Here is a 20,836-nt window from a genome sequence, read left to right on the forward strand (position 1 = left end):
GAACGTACTGCTGAGACTACTTTAAGCTCCTGTCGGGGAGAGCGACGCTGTCCGGGCACCGGAAATGACACGAGCGTACGCGAGCCCACTGTCTTTGACTGTCCGCTCGAACGAGTCGTAGTCCACCCGCACTATCCCGAATCGCTTGCCGTACCCCCAGGACCATTCGAAGTTGTCCAGGAGAGACCACACGAAGTAGCCGCGGACGTCCGCGCCCTTGTCGAGTGCTTCGCCGACGGCGGCGATGTGATCGAGGATGAAGCGCGTGCGCTCCTCGTCGTGAACCATCCCGTCGCTGCTGACGTCGTCGTCGTACGCGGCACCGTTCTCGGTGACGTACAACGGGGGCAGCGTCGGGTACTCGTCGCCCAGCCGGAGGAGGAGGTCGCGCAGCCCATCCGGGTTGACCTCCCAGTCCATTGCGGTCCGAGGCAGCCCGCGGCTCGGGAACGCGATGTCCTCCGAACCGATCCAGCAGGACGACGTCGGCCGGGTGGCGCCCCCGGAATGACCGTCGCCCCCCTCGGTGTTCGGGTGTCCGCTGATCAGGTCGTCGTGATAATGGTTGACGCCCAGGAAATCGAGGGGGGTGCCGATCACATCGAGATCACCCGGCTGGATCACCTCCCGGATGCCGAACTGTTCAAGGTCCGCGAGGGTGTCCTCCGGGTAGGCGCCGCGAAGAATCGGGTCCAGGAAGATCCGGTTCTGGAGGGAGTCGAACCTGCGGGCCGCGTCGAGGTCCACCGGGTCGGCGGGATCGCGGGGAATCGAGTTGCTCAGGTTGAGCGTGATCCCAAGATGCTGGGCCCCCCGGTCCCGGAGTTCGTTAACTGCCAGGCCGTGCGCCAGGTGCTGGTGATGAATGGCTGCCACCGCTGCGCGTGGATCCTGTCGACCGGGCGCGTGAACGCCAGCGGCATAGCCCAGCAGGGACGAGCAGAAGGGTTCGTTGAAGGTGGTCCAGTGCTGCACCCGGTCTCCGAGTGCTGAATAGACGTCATTGGCGTAGTCAACGAACCGCAACGCCGTATCCCGGTTCGCCCAGCCCCCCTTCTCCTCAAGCGCCTGCGGGAGGTCCCAGTGGTAAAGGGTCAGCCAGGGCAGGATCCCGGCCTCCAGGAGGTTGTCGACGAGACGGGAGTAGAAGTCCAGTCCTTCGGTGTTGGGCCCGCGACCGCCGGGACGCACCCGCGCCCAGCTGGTCGAGAACCGGTAGGAGCCAAGCCCCAGTTCCTTCATGAGCGCTACATCCTCGGGCATCCGGTGATAGTGCTGCACCGCATCCTCGGGGGTGTCCCCGTGGGCGACCGCACCCGGTACCCGGGCGAAAGCGTCCCAGACGGAGTCCTCCTTCCCGCCCTCGTGGCCTGCGCCCTCCACCTGGGCAGCGGCGGTGGCTGAACCCCACAGGAAGCCCTGCGGCCAGTGGCGGGCGGGGTCGGCGCCGGTGGCACCGTGGTGTGTTGCATTCAATGGCATTAGCCCTTCACTGCTCCTTGCATGATTCCGGAAATGAGTTGACGGCCCGCGACGGCGAACAGCACCAGCAGCGGAAGTGTTGCCAGTACAGCGCCAGCGAGAACAATCGAGTAGTCGACGTAGCGTGCCGACTGCAGTTGGCTGAGTGCCGTCTGCAGGGTGGGGTTGCCGGCGTCGAGCACCAGTAGCGGCCAGAGGAAGTCAGTCCACGCGGTCATGAATGTGAACAATCCGAGGATAGCCATCGCTGGCCGTGCCGCGGGGAGAGCGACATGAAAGAAGGTGGAAATCATTGAGGCTCCGTCCATTCGGGCGGATTCAATGAGTTCATCGGGGATGACATCCACCAGATACTGGCGCATGAAAAAGACTCCAAACGCGGTGACCAGGGTGGGGATGACGACGGCGCCGATCTCACCCGTCCACCCGAGGGTGCGCATCAGCATGAACAGCGGAATGATGCCGAGCTGCGTAGGAATGGCCATCGTCGCCACGACGGCGACCATCAGGCCGGTGCGTCCCTTGAATTTGAGTTTCGCGAACGAGTAACCGGCGAGGGTGGAAAACCCCACCACCGAGACAGTGATGATGCTCGAAATCAGTACGCTGTTCCCGAGCGCGAGCCAGAAGGGAATCGTGTCGAATACTTCGCCGACATTCGTCCAGAAGTTACCGCCCGGGAGAAGCGGGGGCCAGGTCTGTCCCAGGGCCTCGTTGGAACGGCTCCCGATGATTACCGACCACCAAAGGGGGTAGGCCGAGGCCAGGAAGAAGGCGATCAGGAGTCCATAGGTGAGAAAACCCGGCCGGCGACCATTCCCGAACAGTGCCTTGCGTGTGGCTAGCGACCGCGGCGTCGACGGCTTACTTGCCGCGGGGCGGGTCTGGGTGACAGTCATCGTCCACTCCTTGTAGTTGGTCCCGCCAGTGGCTCCCCGGCAGTATCAGCCGAGGGTGCCGGTGGCTGCGCGCCGACGGCGGGGAGGACTGCCGCAGGGGCGACAGGTCGCTTTCGGCGGCGCGCCCGCCGGTTTCCACCACGGTCATCGCCACTGGTGGCGATCCTTCGCGAGATGAGCCAGTTGATCACACCGAAGAGCACGATGATCAGGAAAAGGATCCACGCGATCGTGGCAGCCTTCCCGAAGTTCTGGCGCTGGAACGCCATTTCCCAGAGGTAGAGCACAGTGGTCTGGAACTGCTTTGCCGTCCCGCCTGCGGTCCGGGGGTCAAAGAGCCGAGGCTCAGTGAAGATCTGGAGTCCGCCGATGGTCGCGGTAATGACCACGAAGATCATGGTGGGCCGGATGCTTGGCAGGGTGATGCTGAAGAATCGCCGGAATGGCCCGGCGCCGTCGATGGCCGCCGATTCGTAGATGTCCCGGGGCACTGCCTGCATCGCGGCGAGCAGGATCAGCGCGTTGTATCCGGTCCACCGCCAGTTCACCATGGTGGCGATAGCAATGTGGCTGGGGAGGGTCTCGTTCTTCCACATGATCGGGTCGACGCCGAAGCTTGCGAGAATGTTGTTGATCAACCCGTACTGCTCGCCGAACATGTTAGCGAAAATCATTGCCACGGCCACCGGGGTGACCACGTAGGGCAGGAGGATGCTCATCCGCCAGAATGTCCTGGCCCGCAGGTTCTGGTCCAGTACGGCAGCGATGGAGATAGCCACCACGAGCTGCGGGATGGTGGAGAGTAGGAAAATGCTCATGGTGTTGAACAGGGAGTTCCAGAAGAAGCGGTCCTGGAAGACTTCCTGGAAGTTTTGCAGGCCCACAAACTCGCCCTGTCCCCTGAGCAGGTGCCAGTCGAACAGCGAGACGAAGAAGGTGTAGCCCAGGGGAAACAGTCCCACCAATGCGAACAGGATGAAGAACGGGGCGATGTAGAGGTAGGGGGAAACCTTCAGGTCGAAAACGCTGAGGCGTTGCCGGAAGGTGACTGCGGGTTTCGTCGCGGCCTTGCCGGCCGCCGGGCGGTTCAATGTCGTGGTCATGATGATTTCAGACTCCCTGCGGGGCCCCCGGTTCTCCCGGAGGCCCCGCGGCCGGGTGCTGCTAGTTGTTGACGACCTGGTCGTTGAGGAGGGTCAGTGCTTCTTCCCAGGCCTCGTCTGCCGTGCCCTCACCTGTGTCGAGGAGCTTCACCGCGGGTGCGAACACGTTCTCCTGGATCACCGAGTCGTAGGGACCCTTGAACTGGGCGACAACGCCTTCGGCGCGGGACTCGAAGATGGCGCCGTAGGGAGCGTCGTTGAACAGCTCATTGGGGACGGCCGCTTCCACGATTTCCGCCTGCGCCTCAAGGGTGCTCGGGAAGTTGTTCGCTGCTGCGGACTGCTTGACCTGCTGCTCAGGAGCGGTCAGCCATGCGGCCAGCTTGGCTGCCTCAACGGGGTGCTCAGAGCTCTGGGGAACGGAGAGGAAAGCTCCACCCCAGTTCGAGGCCCCGCCGGGGAAGACGTCTGCAACGTCCCACCCGCTCTCGGGACCGCCGCCGGCTGACTCAAGTTGTTCCTTGATGGTGCCGAGCATCCAGGCCGGGCAGACGTGAACGGCGAAGGAGCCGTCCACAAAGGCCTGACCGTTGCCCCAGTCGAACTGGGTCTGGTTGGCCGACAGGCCATCCAGGGTTCCACTGGCCAGGAGATCGAACTGGGCGCGCATCGCCTCGTTGCCCTCGACGTTCAGCTCGCCGTCGGCCGTGTAGTAGCCCTCCTCCATCTGGTTGACCATCGAGTTCCAGACGAAGCTGGACTGGTCGTACCAGGCCTTGCCGGTGTCTTCGTGGTACTGGCGGCCCAGATCGAAGTAGGTTTCCCAGGTGGCCTCGTCGCCGCCGAACAGCTCGGCGACTTCCTCGCGGTCGGTCGGCAGGCCGGCCTCCTCGAAGAGGGTGCGGTTGAAGCAGAGGGCCTGGGGTCCAATGTCGGTGCCGTACCCGATCACCCGTCCCTCGGGGTCGGTGCCCTGCTCGAACTTCCAGTCCACCCAGTTGTCCTTGATGTCCGCAGCGCCGTATTCGTTGAGGTCGACGAACTGATCCGACACCTCCATGATGGAGCCGAGCCACCCTTCCTCGACGGCAACAACATCGCTGAGACCTGATCCCGCCGCAAGCTTGGTGAAGGCGTCGGTGCGGGCATTGGCGCTGCCGTCAATATTCGTTGCCTCGATGGTGACGCCGGGGTTCTGGTCCTCGTACTCGGCGTAGAGGTCGTCGTAGCCGAACTGTCCGAAGGTGGTGACGGTCAAGGCAACGGGATTGTCGGCGCTGGCTGGCTCACCGTTCCCGCCGCCGCAGCCCGACGCCACGAACGCAAGGGATGCGACGCTGGCGAGGGCGGTGATTTTCCTGAGTCGCGAGTATTCCACGATCACTCCTTTGTGTGTGTGAGCGACATACGCCGACTAGGCGAGAGAGCGCTCTCTGAGGTGTGAATCCACTGTATGTGCGGAATGTCACATCGTCAAGAGAGCGCTCTCTCGAGTTTGAAGGTTGCGGGGCCGTGCAAGGTTCCCCACATTCTCGGCCCCGGGGTGCGCGTCGGAGTGGAACACGCCGTCAAACCGAGCCCTCAGCGGCCAGAACCTGGGGAAACTTGCACACGGCGGCGTCTAAAACCGGCGGCGTCTCGAAGAAGGGGTCTAAAAATGGCGTGGAAATTCCGCCCCTTGACTGTGGCGTCCCGGCTACTCGGGACAGTGAGGGGACAGTGACCTGGTTACGCGACTGTTAGCGTGTGGCCAGCCAGCCGAGGGTGAGACCGCCCATGGTCCGGCGGAATCCGCTCTCGCCGCGGGTTAGCTCCAGTACTGCCCACAGGCAGAGGCACACCCGGCTGAGGGTTCGCAGCAGCACCCGGTTTTCCTCGCGCAGGGCCATCCGGGAAGCGAGCCCGAAAAGTGTCCAGCCGAGTACGGGAGCGTTGGGGGCCTGCGCGATGGTCTGTTCTCCACGCGCATTGGTGAAGAAGCTGGGGAGGGATGATCCGGTGTGTGCCACTAGGCGCCCTTTGCCTTGGATTTGGATGGTGCCTTTTTCGACTCGGTTGTTTTCGAGTCCGACGTGCCCTTTTTCTCGCGATTCTTCTCCACGCTGCGCCGTAGCGCCTCCATCAGGTCGAGGACCTTCCCGCCGCCGTCGTCGTCACCGGACTCTCCGAAGGTCTCCTCCGTGTCGAGGGCTTCTCCCTTCTCAAGCTTCGCCTCGATCAGGGTCCGGAGCTGAACCTGGTACTCGTCGGTGAAGTTCTCGGGGTCGAAGTCGGTCGAGAAGGACTCCACCAGCGCGGCGGACATCTCCCTCTCCTTCGCCGAAATCCGGACCCGCTCGTCAAGGGAGGGGAACTTGGCGTCCCGCACCTCGTCATCCCACAACAGCGACTGCAGCATCAGCACATCGCCGCGGACCCGCAGTGCACCGAGCCGGCTCTTCTGCCGCAGCGTGAACTGCACAATCGCTGTGCGGTCCGTCTCCTCAAGGGTCCTGCGCAGCAGGACGTACGCCTTGGTCGATGTCGAATCCGGTTCCAGGAAGTAGGAGCGGTCCAGCATGATCGGGTCGATCTGGTCGCTCGGCACAAACTCGACGACGCCGATTTCCCGGCTCTTCTCGACGGGGAGCGTCGCAAAGTCCTCCTCGGTGAGCACCACGGTGCGCTCGCCGTCGTCGTACGCCTTATCGATGTTCTTGTACTCGACTACCTCGCCGCAGATCTCGCAGCGGCGCTGGTAGCGGATCCGGCCGCCGTCCTTGTCGTGGACCTGATGGAGACTAATGTCGTGGTCCTCGGTGGCGCTGTAGACCTTGACCGGCACGTTGACCAGCCCAAACGCAACTGCGCCCTTCCAAATGGCTCTCATGTAACTAGTGAACCAGTGTTTGGGTTCCGCGGATACGATGAATTGGTGAATCCTGAAAAAGCTGAGCCCCTGGTTGCCAAGACGTCGGTGGACGGCAAGCCCGCCCTGTGGTTTGAGATGCGGTACGACTTCCCCGCGTCGGTGCTCTGGAAGCACCTGACCGATCCGCGGAAGCTGAAGTACTGGTTCCCGTGCGAAATGGACCTGCTGCCACGGAAGGGCGCCGAAGTGACGTTCACCTTCCCCGGGGAGCGTCCCACCAAGGGCAAGGTCCTCGAGGCGGAGAAGCCGCAGCTCCTCACCTTCACCTGGGACCGCGAGGTGTTGACCTGGACGCTTGAGGACGACGGCGACAACGGTAGCCGGCTGACCCTCACCAACACCCTCCAGGACCCGGACACTGCGGCAAATGTGGCGGCAGGCTGGCGGTTCACGTTGATCGGCCTCGACGATCTGCTGAACGAGCGCGCCCTGGGCCAGAACCCGGCCGACTGGGAACGGTACGTGGCGCTCTACCGCGAGCAGTTCACCGACTAACGCCCCGCCGCAGAAGCGGTCAGGGGGCTGGACACCCCGGCCTGAACGGACGCGTGTGGAGTTTGCACCGCTTCCGGACAAGACTGGACCCATGGGTTCGAGCAAAGGCCAGCAGCAACAGACTGTCACAGTGGACGGTCGGCGCCTCCGGCTGACCAGCCTGGACCGCGTGATCTACCCCGACACCGCTACCACCAAGGCCGATGTCCTCGCCTACTACGCGGCCATCGCCGACTACCTGATCCCGCACGCCCGGGACCGGGCAGTCACCCGCAAACGCTGGGTCAATGGTGTGGGGACGAAGGAGAATCCCGGTCAGGTGTTCTTTCAGAAGAACCTGGACCAGTCCGCCCCCGATTGGGTGCAGCGCCACCGAATTTCGCACTCCGACCATGTCAACGTGTATCCACTGGTCAACGACCTGGCCACCCTGACCTGGTTGGGACAGATTTCTGCACTGGAGATCCATGTGCCGCAGTGGAGGTTTGGTCCAGGCGGGGAGATCAGCAACCCCGACCGCATGGTGCTCGACCTCGATCCGGGCGAGGGAGTCAGCCTTGCCGAATGCGCGGAGGTTGCCCGCCACGCCCGCTCAATCCTGCAGGATATGGGCCTGAATCCGTACCCAGTCACCAGCGGGTCGAAGGGCATTCACCTGTACGCGGCGCTGGATGGGTCGCAGACCTCCGACGAGGTGTCGACCGTCGCCCACGAACTGGCCCGGGCGCTTGAGGCCGACCATCCAGACAGTGTGGTCAGCGACATGAAGAAGTCACTCCGCGGCGGCAAGGTCCTGGTCGACTGGAGCCAGAACAACCGGAACAAGACCACTGTGGCGCCCTACTCCCTGCGTGGGAAGCTCCTTCCGACAGTCGCCGCACCCCGTACCTGGGCGGAAATGGCGGAACCAGGGCTCGCGCAGATCGACTACCGCCAGATGATGCACCGGGTGCTGGAACTGGGTGACCTGCTGGCTGGATTGGACGGGACACCCTCCGGGACTGGCGGCGGCCCGGAAACAGGTGAGGATCAGGCAGCGATGGGAGCACCTCCTGCCAATCCCGCCGACCGGTTGAATACGTACCGCTCCATGCGCGACGGCGCGAAGACCCCGGAGCCGATCCCCGCCGAGGTCGGCGACTCCGGTGGCAACCGGTTCGTCATCCAGGAACACCACGCCCGCCGGCTGCACTATGACTTCCGGCTGGAGCGCGACGGCGTCCTCGTTTCCTGGGCTGTGCCCAAAGGTCCGCCGGATACCCCGAACAGGAATCACCTCGCTGTTCAGACCGAGGATCACCCACTGGAATACGCCTCGTTCGAGGGCACCATTCCCAAGGGGGAGTATGGTGCCGGAGAGATGTACATCTGGGACTCCGGCACGTACGAGGCCGAGAAGTGGCGGGAGGGCAAGGAAGTCATCTGCACCATTCAGGGGCGCGACGACGGCGGGCTGGCCCGGAGCGGCAGCCCGGTGCGGCGGTACGCGCTCATCCACACCGGGGGAGGCGACGGATCAGGTGAAAGGAACTGGCTGATGCACCTGATGAAGGACCAGGGCGATGGCGGTAGCGCGGCAAACCACCCGATCGACGGCATGGCGACCCCGCCTGACCTGACGCCGATGCTGGCTACCCCCGGCAGTGCGGCGGACGTCACCTCCGACCAGGAGTGGGCTTTCGAAATGAAGTGGGACGGCGTGCGGGCAATCGCCACCGTGACACCGGACGGGGTGCACCTGACCAGCCGGAACGGCAACGACATGACAGCCCTGTATCCCGAACTCGCAGACCTGGGTGACTACGTCAACGCCGAGAACGCGGTGCTGGATGGCGAAATTGTCGCCCTGAACCGGTCCGGCCGCCCCGATTTCGGGCTCCTGCAGAACCGGTTCAACCTCACCAAGGCCTCCGAGATTGAGGCTGCCCGCCGGAAAGCCCCGGTGCACTTCATGCTGTTCGACCTGCTCTACCTTGACGGTAACTCCCTGCTACAGCTCCAGTACGACCAGCGCCGCGAGATTCTCGAACAGGCAGTGGACAGCCCGGCGGATGGTCACGTCCAGGTGCCGCCAGCCCTCGACGCCACCCTTGAGGAAGCTGTCGCAGCAAGCAAGGAGCTCGGCCTTGAAGGCGTGATGGCCAAACTCACGCACGGCAGCTACGCCGCCGGACGGCGCTCGCGGGGCTGGATCAAGATCAAGCAGCAGCTCACCCAGGAGGTGGTGGTGGTCGGCTGGCGTCCTGGCAAGGGCAGCCGGGCGCACAAGGTGGGTTCACTGCTGGTCGCCGTGCCCGACGGCGTCGACCTGAAGTATGTGGGGCGGGTCGGATCCGGGCTGGCCGAACGCGATCTCGCCGAAATCGGCTCCCGCCTCCGGAAGATGTCCCGGAAAACCGCCCCGCTGGCCGATGTACCGGCCGCCGACGCCTCGGATGCGCACTGGGTGCGCCCCGCACTGGTGGGGGAGGTCCAGTTCAGTGAACGCACCGACGGCGGGAAACTCCGCCACCCCGTCTGGCGCGGCTGGCGACCCGACAAACGGCCGTCCGACGTCGTCGTCGAACTGTAGCCTGGCAGAACCTCATAGACTGCACCCCATGGTGTCCAAGACCAACAACATCAAAGGAGAACCACAATGAGTGAGAAATCCATCGCCGCAACCCGAGTCATCGACGCGTCAGCGGCCGCGATCTTCAACGTCCTGTCCAACCCCGAGCGGCATGCGCAGATAGACGGCTCGGGCATGGTGCAGTCAGACGACAAGTCGGATCGGATCACCGCCGTCGGCCAGGTATTCACCATGAACCAGCACTGGGACAAGATGGGCGGCGACTACAAAACGGACAACCATGTGGTGGGCTACGACCACAACAAGCTGCTCGCGTGGAAGACGGCCGAAGCTGGCACCGAGCCAGCGGGATGGCAGTGGGTGTGGGAGCTGACCCCGCAGGGTCCTGACTCCACCGAAGTGGCCCTGACCTACGACTGGGCAGCCGTCACCGACACCAAGGTGCTCAAGATGGTGTCCTTCCCGGCGGTTTCCGCCCACGACCTGGAGTCCTCGTTGAACAACCTTGCTGCTGCGGTGTCGGAGGCATAACTTCGGTGTAACGATTCCGTCGGGCGGCGACTATCCAGGCGATAGTCGCCGCCCGACGGAAGTTGTCGACCCCTGGGATGCATTACCGGACAGGAGCGGGTCGTGTACCGTCCATAGGGTGGCGCCCGACACATTCCGGGCGGTGGGGGACCGCACGGGTACTTCAGCGACCAACCAGTTCCGCTTCGGTGGGAGGGTTTTGTCGTATCGGAGATTTCCGGCCACTCATCCTTATCGAATCCCACAGAAGGGGCTGTAGTGGACCTCAGTCAATTTATCGGTCTCGGCATCATACTTGCCGTCCTGGTGGTGGTGGCAATCATCGCCGCCGTCATCGCGCGTCTCGCCTTACGAATCGCCAGCCCGTCCGAAGCGCTGATCATCACCGGCAAAGGTAGCCAGGAAAGCCAGCGCGTGGTCTTCGGCCGTACATTTATCAACCCGTTCAGCCAGAAGGCGTTTTCGATCTCCCTGGCCTCCCGCCAGGTGACCCTCCAAATTGAGGGCATCTCCAAGAACGGCATCAAGCTGCGCCTGACCGGCGTCGCCCAGATCAAGGTCGGAGGCGACGAGGAAGCGGTCCGCCGGGCTGCCCAGCGTTTCCTCAACCAGCAGGAACAGATCGACCACTACACCCAGGAAACCCTCTCCGGTTCGCTGCGCTCCATAGTGGGTACGTTGACGGTGGACTCCATCATCAAGGACCGTGCGTCCTTCGCCAAGAGTGTGAAGGAAGAAGCCGAGCACTCGATGCACAACCAGGGCCTGGAGATCGACACCTTCCAGATTCAGTCGGTTGACGACGATTCCAGCTACCTGAAGAACCTTGGCCGGCCGGAAGCCGCGCTCGCCGAGAAGCAGGCAAAGATCGCCGAAGCGAACGCGGCCCAGGAAGCCGCCGAGGCGGCAGCGATCGCCGACGAGCAGGTGGCCCTCGCGGAACAGCGACTCGCCCTCCGCCGCGCCGAGCTTAAGGAAGCAGCGGACGCACGGCAAGCCCAGGCCGACGCCGCGGGCCCTCTGGCCGCCGCCGAGCAGCGTCAGTCGATCCTGGTCAAGGAACAGCAGGTTGCCTCCCGGCAGTCCGAGCTGCGCGAACGTGAACTCGACATCGAGATCCGCAAGCCTGCCGACGCCGAGAAGTACCGCGTCGAACAGGAAGCCGCGGGTAAGCTCGAGCAGCGCAAGCGCCAGTCCGAGGCCGACCAGGTCGAGGCCGAAGTGGCCCTGACCAAGCGCCGTCTCAGCGCCGAAGGCGACAAGGTCACCGCCGAAGCAGAAGCGGCAGCCAACACCGCCCGCGGTAACGCGGCAGCTTCGGTCACCCGCGCCAACGGTGCAGCGGAGGCTGAGATCATCGCGCTCCGCGGTCAGGCCGAGGCCGACGTCGTCCGCCAGAAGGGCATTGCGCAGGCTGAGGGAATCGAAGCGCAGGCCAAGGCTTACGAGCAGTTCAACGAGGCGGCAATCCTCAACAAGGTGATGGAGATCCTGCCGGAGATTGCCCGGGAAATCGCTGCGCCAATGGCAGGGATCGACAACATGACTGTCATCTCGAACGACGGTGCCACCCAGCTGAGCAAGAACGTCACCGGTGGGTTGCAGCAGACCTTCCAGCTGCTCAAGGACACTACCGGGCTGGATGCCGTCGAAATGCTCAAGAACTGGGGAGCGAAGGACGGCGGGGCCTCCACAACGGCGGCGCCCTCCGAGAATACCCACCCCGTCTGATAGGTAGGATCACCGATCGATGAAGTCGGCCGTCGCCCGGAGGAACGATGCCGCTGCACGGGCACGTGCAGCGGCATCCTCTGCGGCGGCGGTCGGAGCGCTTGCAGCCGCCTCTACCGGGCGCTGGCCGTCCAGGGTGGGTGCCGGTGCGGTCAGGGGTGCCAGGAACGTCCTGGCCGAGGCTGCCGCTGGACCGTAGGAGTATGGGTTCTGCCGTGGCTGGTGCGAGAACGACTCCAGCACCTTGGTCAGGAAATCACCGTTGGTCACCCTCAGGGCGCTGGGAGCCACCAGCAGGCTAGCCGCAACGGTGAAGTCTCCGTGTCCGCCGGTCTCATAGGCCACCTCGTCCGGCCTGCAGGCACTGAAAAGCAGTTCGCGGGCATTGGCTCGCGGACCACCGTTCACAGGGGTTCCACGCCGCAACCTGAAATTTGCCGTGGTTGTCTCATCGGGCACCAGGAACCGGGCGCGCCGGCCATGGTCGGCGGCCCGCTCGGCGCCGTCGGCCACTGTCGAGCTCAAGGACGGCAGCAGCCGGGTGCCGTCGCCGGAATGGCAGGAATCGAAGAAGGCGGTCAGGTTGACCCCCTCAGGCAGTAGATCGAAGATCTCCCCGAGGTCATCGTCGATGATCAGGTTCCCGTCCTGGAAGTCCACTGGACACAGGGCCTCGTCGTGGAGCTTCTCGGCGTTTCCCTCTTCCTTTTCGTCGCCATCCAGATCGTCGACATACGTTCCGTGCCCCGCATACTGCACCACCAGGACGTCCCCTGCGGCGCTGTGGCTGACCAGGTCAAAAATTCCCTGCAGTATGTTGACCCGGGTCGCCTGCGCATCGAGGAGGGTGGTCACTTCGAAGCCCACCGACTCCAACTGGCTGCCCCAGGCCTGTGCGTCGGCCACGCAGCCGAAGAGCTCGCTTCCCGGCGGGTACGCGTTGATCCCGATGCACAGCGCCCGACGGGCATTACCCCGCGCCAGCTCGGCGGTGGGGGCGGCATTGACCAACGGCTCGTCAAGGGTCCGGGCGGCGCCGAAGGGTTTCGGCTTTTTGCCGGTCACCCGGCGGGCGACGCTCTCCATGGTGGCGGCATCATCGTCAAACCCGCCGTGCGATGTGGCGGTGCTGCGATGTGTTTCCGGACCGCTTCGGGTGACCGACCAGATCACCTCTGCCTTGGCCGTGTCCCCCTCGACGCCGAAGAACTTCCGTAGCTCCGGGTCGGTGTTAACGCATTCCTGGAGTCCGAGGATGGGTGTGAATTCTTCTTTTTCGAAGGACGCCCGAACCAGGTACAACAGGGACTTGCCGTAGAGGACGCCGCCGACGGTATCGTCCAGTTCAGTCTGCTGCTTCATGGTGAACATGGCCAGGGACTTGATGCCCTTCCCCACCTCGGGTACCAGCCGCGCCTTGAACGTGTCAGTGCGGACTGCTGGGGCCAACAGGTTCAGTGACGTGAATTCCGGCAGGCCAGCCCGCAACGCGGCCGGCACGAAATAGGAATGGAAGATGGACCCGGCGCTGTGCCCGACGGCGTGCACGGTGGTCTTTGGATTCGCGGCCACGTATTTCCCGAGGGCCTGTGCCACGTACAGCGCCCCACCACCGGCGGCCGATGCGACCTCGGCGAAGCGCTTCATTTCACCCCAGATCCGTTCGCCGCCGGCAGCTCGTGCAGTGAGTTCGACAGCCCTGTCTTTCAGGTCACCCACCACGCCGCGGGCGCCGGGAAGGGCGCCGAAGAGGGCGTCGAGGAATCCGGTCTCCCAGACGAAGAAGATCGGGTACACGCCGTTCGCTGTCCACCACTCGCGCTGCCGGTGCGCGGACCGCAGTCCTGACGACTCGCTGACCAGCCCGCCGTGCGCGTAGATCACGATCGGCACCCCGGTCCTGGCTGCGGCGAAAGCCGGCAGATGCTGCTCAAAGATGGCATCGACGTCCGCGGCAGTGGTGCTGATCTCGCCCCCGGAGGAGAACTTTCCGCGGCTCAGGTTCACAACATGCGGCTTCAGCAAAGCGAGCTGTTCAGCACTCAGGCCCGACCCTCGCGCAGCGGCGACAGACGCAGCAGATTCCGCAGTGGTGGACTCCATCGTCCTGGGCTCCATGGCTACTCCTCGGTGAGAACTGTCGGCTGGTACTGCCACTACGCCCGGCGCGGTGGCTGCCAGTATCAGTCCGAGCCTGTTACTGGGGCGTTACTGGGGGTTTGCCTTGACGCTGCGTTTGCCGCGCGGGATATTTCTCCTACCTGTTCGACGGGTCGCCGGGGACCGCAGGGAATCCCGCGGGCCGACGGCGGGTGATAGGGAGGGAACCAGATGGCAGGCGTGATGCTCGGTCCCGGCAGTCACACGGGGGAGTTGCGCCCCCTCACGATCCTGGCCGAGGGTCCTTTCACTGTGGGCCCGGATGGTCCGATGACGACGACGCTGCGGGTGCCAGTGGAGCGCATCGGTGGCGGACCGCGGGGTGCACGGTTCGACGTCGTCGTCCGCGGCCAACGGGGTAAGCCGCTTGACCTGCTGCTTGGGGATGAGACCGACCCGTGGATGCTGATGGACGAGTGCCCTCCTCCCAATTTGTCCGACCTGCTGGCTGATCGTCGGTTCCTCGCGCAGCACACCTACGCGGTCGCGGCGTCGACCCTTGCCGCATTTGAATCGACCCTGGGCCGCCGGATGGGCTGGGCCCGCGGCAGGAGGCTCCGGATCCACGCCTACGATACGGTTCCCTACGCCGACTCCGGCTACGACCGGGAGGAGGGGGTGATCCGCTTCGGGCACCGGAGGGATCGCCGTGAGCGGCTGGCTGTCCCGTTGGCGTTGTACCGGGACCTTGTCGCGCACGAGGTGACCCATGCGATCCTTGCCGGGTACCGACCTCGCTGGTCGGACCAGGTGGCCTCCCTGGACCAGTTCGCTCTCCATGAGGCTATCTCCGACCTGGTGGCCATGCTGTCGGTGTTTTCGTCAGCCGAGCGGGTGGAGCAGCTCCTTGATCCCCGCGGCGTTGGGGTGCCGGACCTTGAAGGTCTCGATGAGCAGATCCTTTTGAGTGGTCTGTTCAGCTTCGGCGATGGATTGTTCTCGCATGGGCCGGCGAGGCAATCCATGCGGACTCCGGTGCCTGGCGACTGGCGTACGCTGCCGGACCCGCACCGTCGGGCGGAGCCGGTGGTGCAGGCGGTCCTGAACGTGGTGGCCCGGCTCTGGAAGACCCGGCTGGACCAGCCGGGGGGACGATCCAGTCTGTATCAGGTGGCGAAGTCAGGCGCGAAGGTGGGCGAGCAGGTGCTGGCGATGCTGATCCGCGGACTAGGCTACATGGCACCGGTGGATGTGACGTGGTCCGATTTCCTGCGCGGGATCCTTTCAGCCGATCTGGTGCTCGTCCCGCAGGACAGGTATCGGTATCGGCAGGTGGTCCGGGATGCGTTCGCTGAGGTGGGAGTCACCGTCCCCGCCGATGAACTGCTGGCCGGGACGGGCGGAATGCGCAGCCTCAGGTACCCGGTCCGATTGTCAGCTCTTGGCACAGACCCGGAGGAGATTGTCAGATTCATCTGGGAGAACAGTGACCTGCTGCGGGAAACCGCAATGGATGAGCGGCACTCGATCACTGTGGACCGGGTGCGGCCCAGCATCAGGGTCAGTCCCGACGGTTTCGTTGTTTCGGAGATCGGCGCCTCCTTTGTGCAGGAGTTCACGGTGGGCCGTTCGGAGATGCGCAGGATGGGTCTTTCCGGGCCGGGCCCGGTGACGCTGCGGGGAGGCGGGTTGCTTCGCTTCGATGAGGGAGGCCACCTTTGTTACGCCGCGTTGAAGCCGGTCTACGACCCGGTGCGGCAGCAGGAGTATCAGCAGGCCAAGGCCCGTGACGCTGCCATGCTCAGGCAGATCACCACCCCTGAAGCCGGAGCGGGGACCGGGCCGGCGAAGCTCACATTCCACAGCCAGGGGAGGGGGAGATAGGGCCGAGGACCTCCCGCTTAACCTTGGAACGCGGCGCCCCAGGCTGTGCCCTTTGCTGCCGCCGGGGCTTCGAGTTGCGCGCGTTGGGTGAATTTCCCGCCGCGCAGGTCTGCGCTGACCTGCTTCAACACATCGCGTCGGCTTTTTGCTGGATCCTCCCTCAGTGCTTTGAGGAAAAAGTAGCTGAAGGCGCCACTGTACCGCCCCGAGAAGTCAGCATCGGCGGCCGTCTGGTCCGATCGGCAGGCCGCGAACAGGACTGGCTTTGCCGCGGCGTCGGACCGGACCAGGTCGCGGAAAGCGCGCGGATCCGCCGATTCAGTCCGTTCCAGGCCAAGCGGTGTGGGAGGCGGGACGAACCGGGGCCGCCTGGTGGGAAGCAGATCCAGTGCGCGCAACCCGGACCCGCTATGGCAGGTGTCCAGGACGACGTCGAGCAGCACGCCGTCAGGCAGGGTAGCCAGCAGGTCATGCAACTCGTCGTCGAGGATCAGGGTGGAGGCGTCCCACTGGTCGCCCTTCTGTCTCATGTCGAAGGTAACGAACGCTTCGTCGGCCCCGTCCGGCTCGTCCCCCGACACGTCGAGGACCTGAGTGCCGTGGCTGGAGAACGTGAACACCAGGTGGTCACCCGGTTTGGCCCGCTTCACCATCGCCTGCAGCTTGCCGATGACCGCAGCCTTGGTGGCCTTCGAGTCCAGGAGTACCGTCACGTTCCGTTTCGCGAACCCATACTGTTCGGCGAGTATCGCCGCGAAGTCCTTGGCGTCGTTGACGCATCCGTTGAGCCAACCGTTGGTCGGCAGGTTCTCAAACTTGTTGATGCCGACACAGAGCGCGTACTTGGACATGGCACCGTCCTCCCTCGGTTCCTGCCCCGTCGCAGGTACGCGGCAACCTAGCGGAGGAGGTGTTACTGGGCTGTTACTGGCCAGACGGAGCGGGATGCCAGTGAGGGGCTAGCGGCTGGACTTCAGAGCCCTGAAAGTGGCCATCTGCCGGTGCCGACGTTGCAGGCTGTCGCGGCGTGGGGTGGGGTTCGCCTCGGCGGGTTCAGCCGTCAGGTCAATGTGGCGTTCCCCGTAGTGCCACAGCAGCACATCATCGAGGAGCCGGTCGGGTCCCGGCGAGTACCTGTGGTCGAGGGCGCGGCGCACCGAAGTGATGGTGTCCGCCTGCAGCAGTGACGCAAGGGCCGTCGTCGTCGTCAGTCCGTGGGCGGCAAGCAGCTCGGCCGCCCAGCCCCAGTTGTCGTCAGTCTTCCGGTCGACGTGCGGGAGGAGCGTCTGCCACACGTCCCGTACCCGGTTCGGGGTTAGCGGGACGCTGCCCTCCCCGTACTCGTCCCAGAAACCGGTGACCGTTTCATACCGTTCATGCAGTTCGGCGAATGCCGACTCAACGGATTCGAGCATCGCCGCGGTACCGGTGAACTGGCGGTCGAAGTACGGACTCCATGCCTTGGGGTTGGAGGCCTTGAATCGGATGTCGTGTTCGATTTCGGACCATGCGTGGGCCAGGACGGTGCGGATCTGGACTTCAAACATGTAACTGCCGCCGGCTTTCGCTGCCGGGTCCAGTGCCTTCTGGTAGTCCTTGACGGCTTCGCTCTGGATTGTCCGCAGGATCAGGTGACGGCTGGAGTATCCGTAGGTGCCCGATTCGATGGTGCCGATGTCCTTTTCCCGATCCCCCCGGCAGTCGAAGTCCTGCCGCTGCCGCTTGATCAGATTTGCCGCGACATCCACCTCGTGCGGCAGGGTGGTGATCACCCTGACACCGACAACGTCGGTGAGGTTTCGCAGCGGGTCAGGAAACACCAGGGTCGGCAGGTCACCGGGAACGGTTGCGGCGAGCATGCGGGAGGCCTTGTCGCGGAACGACTCGACGGTCTTGGTGCGGGCCGTGACGAACAGTGGGTTCAGTTCGGTGCCGACAAAAATTTCCTGGATACCGGCCTGCATCTGACGGGTGACCTCTTCGAGGCGCGGCCGGACCCGCTCGAACTCGCGGGTGCTCGCTTCCACCGCGGGGCGGAGACGGTCATCCAACTGATCCCAGGCGCTCATTTAGACTCCTCCGACGATGGCTTCCAGTCATCCTATCGGGCGGGTCTGACAGTTCCGGTGGAGCGGTGCTTAGAGCACACCGCCGATCTGCCCCTGGCGTCCGGCGGTGGGCATTGAGTGGCCGTCCACTGGCCGGTCCTCGTCGCTGGTGGTGCCCTGCCGCGTGTCATAGCTGCGGGGGGTACGCAGATCACGCGACCGCTTCACCAGCCCGGTGATCACCAGAAACAGGCCCCCAACCAGGAGGACTACTCCCAGCCCGAAGAGCGCCAGCGACAGCCCCTCGGCCGTTCCACTGAAAACCTCGAACAGTGGTGTCGGCAGGATAAATAGTGTGGCTACCAATGCCACGCCGCCCGTGATGAGCCGCCGTGTTCCTTTGGTGAGCATCGTTCCCCCTTGATTGGTCATTCCATTCAAACACCCGGCACCTCACCTGGGAAGGGTGGCACCGGTGCGAGTGAGGTGCGCCGGTTACGCTGTGCGGTGTGGACAACCTACGCCGACGCACCGTTCTGGGCGCCGCTGGCCTCGCCGCCGCGGCTGCACTCGCGGGCTGCGCGGCGGCCAGGCCCGGCCCGTCACCGAAGCAACCGGAGGAACCAGTGACACCCCAGCGCTACACCTATGGCGATGATCCCAGCCAGTTTGCCGAGCTGTACCTGCCGGCTGGTGAGAGGCTCCCGGGCGTCGTTGTGATTATCCACGGTGGATACTGGCGATCCGGGTACGGCCTGGATCTGGGGCAACCGCTGGCCGAGGACCTCGCGTCCCGTGGCTACGCCTGCTGGAACCTCGAGTACCGGCGGGCGGGGAATGGTGGCGGCTGGCCGGAGACCTTCGCCGATGTGGACGCCGGAATAGACCTTCTGGCCACGGCGGCAAGTGATCACGGTCTGGACCTGGCGGTGACAACGGCACTTGGACACTCCGCAGGCGGCCACCTTGCGGTATGGGCGGCGGGACGGTCATCGTTGCCCGGCGGCGCTCCAGGAGCCGGGGTACCAGCGGTGCCGCTGACCGGTGTCGTCAGCCAGTCCGGGGTGCTCAACCTCGTGGAGGCACACAACCTGGGGTTGGGTGACGGAGCGGTATTGAACCTGATGGGCGTGGATCCGGCCGGGGACGCGGAGCGTTACCGCACGGCCGATCCCATGGCAGCCATTCCGTTGGCTGTCCCGGTCCTTGCACTGCACGGAGAGGAGGACTCGACAGTGCCGGTCAGCCAGTCCCAAAGCTACGTAACGGCTGCCCTTGCCGCCGGGGCGGAGGCGGAGTTGCAGCTGATCCCCGGGGACCACTTCGCGATGATTACCCCGGGAACCGATGCCTGGGCGCAGGTGGTGGGGGCGGTGGACCGCCTGATGGGTCGCTGATCCAAAGAAAGCGCAATGGTTACTGTTGCTCCGGTTCGGCGATACGGTGTTCAGACCGGCTGAAAGGGCTACGTCAGATGAGCAGCACCATCATCCCCGTGCTCGAAATTGGAGGCACCCACCTCACTGCTGCCCTGGTGGAATCCGGAACGTGGGCGATTGATCGACCTTCCCTGGCCCGGGTCGACCTTCAGGCTCAGGGGACCGCGGAGAGCCTGATTGAAGCGATCGGCGTGGCCGCGGATGCTCTCACCGCCGCCCCAGGAGCCATCTGGTCCGTCGCGATTCCCGGCCCCTTCGACTATGCAACGGGGGTTGGCCGTTTTGAGAACGTAGGAAAGTTCGACAGCCTCAACGGCGTTCACGTTCGGAATGCCCTAATGGACCGCATCACTCCCACTCCGGGGATGATTCACTTCCTCAACGACGCTGACGCTTTCGGGGTGGGGGAGTACGCCCTCGGAGCTGCCCGGGGTCACGACCGGGCGCTCTGCATCACCCTCGGTACCGGCGTGGGTTCGACCTTCCTGAACCACGGCGAACCGGTCGGCACTGGTCCGACAGTCTCACCGGATGGCAGCATCCATCACGAAATCTATCGGGGAAGCCCACTGGAGCACACCGTGTCCCGACGGGCTATCCGGGCAGCCTATGCAGCGGCGGCCGGAATGGACCCGGCAACAGGTCCCGACGTCCACGCCATCGCCACCCGGAGCCGCGCCGGCGATGACACCGCCCGCCAGGTGCTGGATACGGCATTCGGTGCACTGGGGGAAACCCTCGCGATGGTGCTGAAACGCTTCGACGCCGGCATTCTGGTGATCGGCGGCTCAATGGCCCGATCCTGGGATCTGGTGGAACCGGCGATCCGCGCGGGAATGACTCTCGAAGACCGGCGGCTCGCGGACTTCAGGATCGAGCGGGCCATCCTGCCCGACGACGCCGCCCTGGTGGGTGCCGCGTACTGGGCTTCACGCCGCGAGGATCACGGCCGCTGAGCACCTGATGCTCCCTGCAGCCCAGCCGTCAGCCTCGCGGGCTGACGGCCGGATGCCGCATTACTCCGAGGGAAGTTCGGCGTCAGGGGTTTCTTCCAGGTAGGTGGCCTTCCAGGCACCGTCGGTGTAGACCACTGTCGCTGAGTAGATGGTGCCGGCGGGATCGAACGGGCGGGTCTCCTGGACCTCTCCGGCCTCGTCGAATGACGTGTAGGCGTCAGGGTTGACGGTGATCAGAGCGTCAACCTCAACGTCCTCCGCCACTTCTTCTGCCGGGGTAGTGACGATGATCTGCTTGACCTTTGGCTGTCCGCCCAGAACCCAGCCGCCGTCCGCATACATTGCCGCAAATTCCTCGGCCTCGGCGGTAGCCGCTTCTGCGCCGTCGAGGGTGGCAAGCAGTTCCTCGGTTTCGCCGGTCCGCTGGTTGTAGGACTTCAGCTGGAAAACGTGGTGCAGGAAGGCCCGTGCGCCCTCGGGGCTGGCTTCGCTCATCAGATCGTTGGTCTCCGGCGCCTGAACATTCTGGGCGGGAGCAGTGGAACTCGCAGGGGTTGGGGCGGCAGCCTCGGACGGGGCGGCGGACTCGGTCGACTCACCGCAGGCGGTCAGCGTGGCGAGTGCGATGGCGGCAATAGCCGCAGCATTTCTGATCTTCATGGTGTCCCCAAAATTAGTGTGTTTC

18 protein-coding genes are annotated in these 20,836 nt (G+C 64.5%); 7 read left to right on the plus strand and 11 right to left on the minus strand.

All coding sequences use genetic code 11. From position 1 onward, the window contains the following. Positions 1–21: 21 nt before the first annotated feature. The 6 genes from HMI57_RS05445 to HMI57_RS05470 form a co-directional block, all read right to left on the minus strand. Entirely contained in the window at positions 22–1,482 is a 1,461-nt protein-coding gene (locus HMI57_RS05445) for a GH1 family beta-glucosidase (RefSeq protein ID WP_171584916.1), read from the minus strand. After that, entirely contained in the window at positions 1,482–2,381 is a 900-nt protein-coding gene (locus tag HMI57_RS05450) for a carbohydrate ABC transporter permease (protein ID WP_171584917.1), read from the minus strand. The genes HMI57_RS05445 and HMI57_RS05450 overlap by 1 nt, the downstream gene beginning before the upstream one ends. After that, positions 2,378–3,484, minus strand: a complete 1,107-nt coding sequence (locus HMI57_RS05455; protein ID WP_171584918.1) for a sugar ABC transporter permease — start codon at positions 3,482–3,484, stop codon at positions 2,378–2,380. The genes HMI57_RS05450 and HMI57_RS05455 overlap by 4 nt, the downstream gene beginning before the upstream one ends. A gap of 61 nt (positions 3,485–3,545) precedes the next feature. Beyond that, a complete protein-coding gene (locus tag HMI57_RS05460) occupies positions 3,546–4,862 on the minus strand; it encodes an extracellular solute-binding protein (RefSeq protein WP_171584919.1) in 1,317 nt (438 codons plus the stop codon). Positions 4,863–5,223: 361 nt separating this feature from the next. Further along, positions 5,224–5,493 (minus strand): hypothetical protein, encoded by a 270-nt coding sequence (locus HMI57_RS05465; RefSeq protein ID WP_171584920.1) that lies wholly within the window; start codon positions 5,491–5,493, stop codon positions 5,224–5,226. After that, complete coding sequence (locus HMI57_RS05470; protein ID WP_171584921.1) at positions 5,493–6,353, minus strand: Ku protein; 861 nt, start codon at positions 6,351–6,353, stop codon at positions 5,493–5,495. Before HMI57_RS05470 ends, HMI57_RS05465 begins: the two co-directional genes overlap by 1 nt. Positions 6,354–6,398: 45 nt before the next feature. On the opposite strand from HMI57_RS05470, the gene HMI57_RS05475 reads away from it, so the two are divergent. From HMI57_RS05475 to HMI57_RS05490, 4 genes are all read left to right on the plus strand, one after another. Further along, positions 6,399–6,890 (plus strand): SRPBCC domain-containing protein, encoded by a 492-nt coding sequence (locus HMI57_RS05475; protein WP_171584922.1) that lies wholly within the window; start codon positions 6,399–6,401, stop codon positions 6,888–6,890. 91 nt (positions 6,891–6,981) lie between these two features. Continuing rightward, complete coding sequence (locus tag HMI57_RS05480) at positions 6,982–9,462, plus strand: ATP-dependent DNA ligase (RefSeq protein WP_171584923.1); 2,481 nt, start codon at positions 6,982–6,984, stop codon at positions 9,460–9,462. A 66-nt stretch (positions 9,463–9,528) separates the two neighbouring features. Further along, positions 9,529–9,993 (plus strand): SRPBCC family protein, encoded by a 465-nt coding sequence (locus tag HMI57_RS05485; RefSeq protein ID WP_171584924.1) that lies wholly within the window; start codon positions 9,529–9,531, stop codon positions 9,991–9,993. A 258-nt stretch (positions 9,994–10,251) separates the two neighbouring features. Then, positions 10,252–11,724: an SPFH domain-containing protein gene (locus HMI57_RS05490; RefSeq protein WP_171584925.1), complete on the plus strand. Its 1,473-nt coding sequence runs from the start codon at positions 10,252–10,254 to the stop codon at positions 11,722–11,724. A gap of 9 nt (positions 11,725–11,733) precedes the next feature. Here the strand turns inward: HMI57_RS05490 and HMI57_RS05495 are convergent, their stop codons facing one another. Further along, positions 11,734–13,842 (minus strand): caspase family protein, encoded by a 2,109-nt coding sequence (locus HMI57_RS05495; protein WP_171584926.1) that lies wholly within the window; start codon positions 13,840–13,842, stop codon positions 11,734–11,736. A gap of 213 nt (positions 13,843–14,055) precedes the next feature. Between HMI57_RS05495 and HMI57_RS05500 the strand changes: the two genes are divergently transcribed. Next, on the plus strand, positions 14,056–15,708 hold the full coding sequence (locus tag HMI57_RS05500; RefSeq protein WP_171584927.1) for a hypothetical protein: 1,653 nt from the start codon (positions 14,056–14,058) through the stop codon (positions 15,706–15,708). Between the two features lie 17 nt (positions 15,709–15,725). Here HMI57_RS05500 and HMI57_RS05505 read toward each other — a convergent pair whose 3' ends face one another. The 3 genes from HMI57_RS05505 to HMI57_RS05515 all read right to left on the minus strand — a co-directional run bounded on the left by HMI57_RS05505 (position 15,726) and on the right by HMI57_RS05515 (position 18,167). Further along, entirely contained in the window at positions 15,726–16,559 is an 834-nt protein-coding gene (locus tag HMI57_RS05505) for a caspase family protein (protein ID WP_171584928.1), read from the minus strand. Positions 16,560–16,667: 108 nt separating this feature from the next. Beyond that, positions 16,668–17,777, minus strand: coding sequence for a (p)ppGpp synthetase (locus tag HMI57_RS05510; protein ID WP_171584929.1), 1,110 nt, complete (start codon positions 17,775–17,777; stop codon positions 16,668–16,670). 69 nt (positions 17,778–17,846) lie between these two features. Further along, complete coding sequence (locus HMI57_RS05515) at positions 17,847–18,167, minus strand: hypothetical protein (RefSeq protein ID WP_171584930.1); 321 nt, start codon at positions 18,165–18,167, stop codon at positions 17,847–17,849. Between the two features lie 215 nt (positions 18,168–18,382). Here HMI57_RS05515 and HMI57_RS05520 point away from each other — a divergent pair, with 215 nt between their 5' ends. Continuing rightward, positions 18,383–19,153 (plus strand): prolyl oligopeptidase family serine peptidase, encoded by a 771-nt coding sequence (locus HMI57_RS05520; RefSeq protein ID WP_171585033.1) that lies wholly within the window; start codon positions 18,383–18,385, stop codon positions 19,151–19,153. A gap of 77 nt (positions 19,154–19,230) precedes the next feature. After that, complete coding sequence (locus tag HMI57_RS05525; protein WP_171584931.1) at positions 19,231–20,151, plus strand: ROK family protein; 921 nt, start codon at positions 19,231–19,233, stop codon at positions 20,149–20,151. Between the two features lie 60 nt (positions 20,152–20,211). On the opposite strand, the gene HMI57_RS05530 is transcribed toward HMI57_RS05525, so the two are convergent. Further along, positions 20,212–20,811: a DUF6318 family protein gene (locus tag HMI57_RS05530; protein ID WP_171584932.1), complete on the minus strand. Its 600-nt coding sequence runs from the start codon at positions 20,809–20,811 to the stop codon at positions 20,212–20,214. Positions 20,812–20,836 lie beyond the last annotated feature (25 nt).

The organism is Arthrobacter sp. 260 (assembly GCF_013116745.1).
Classification (GTDB): domain Bacteria; phylum Actinomycetota; class Actinomycetes; order Actinomycetales; family Micrococcaceae; genus Arthrobacter_D.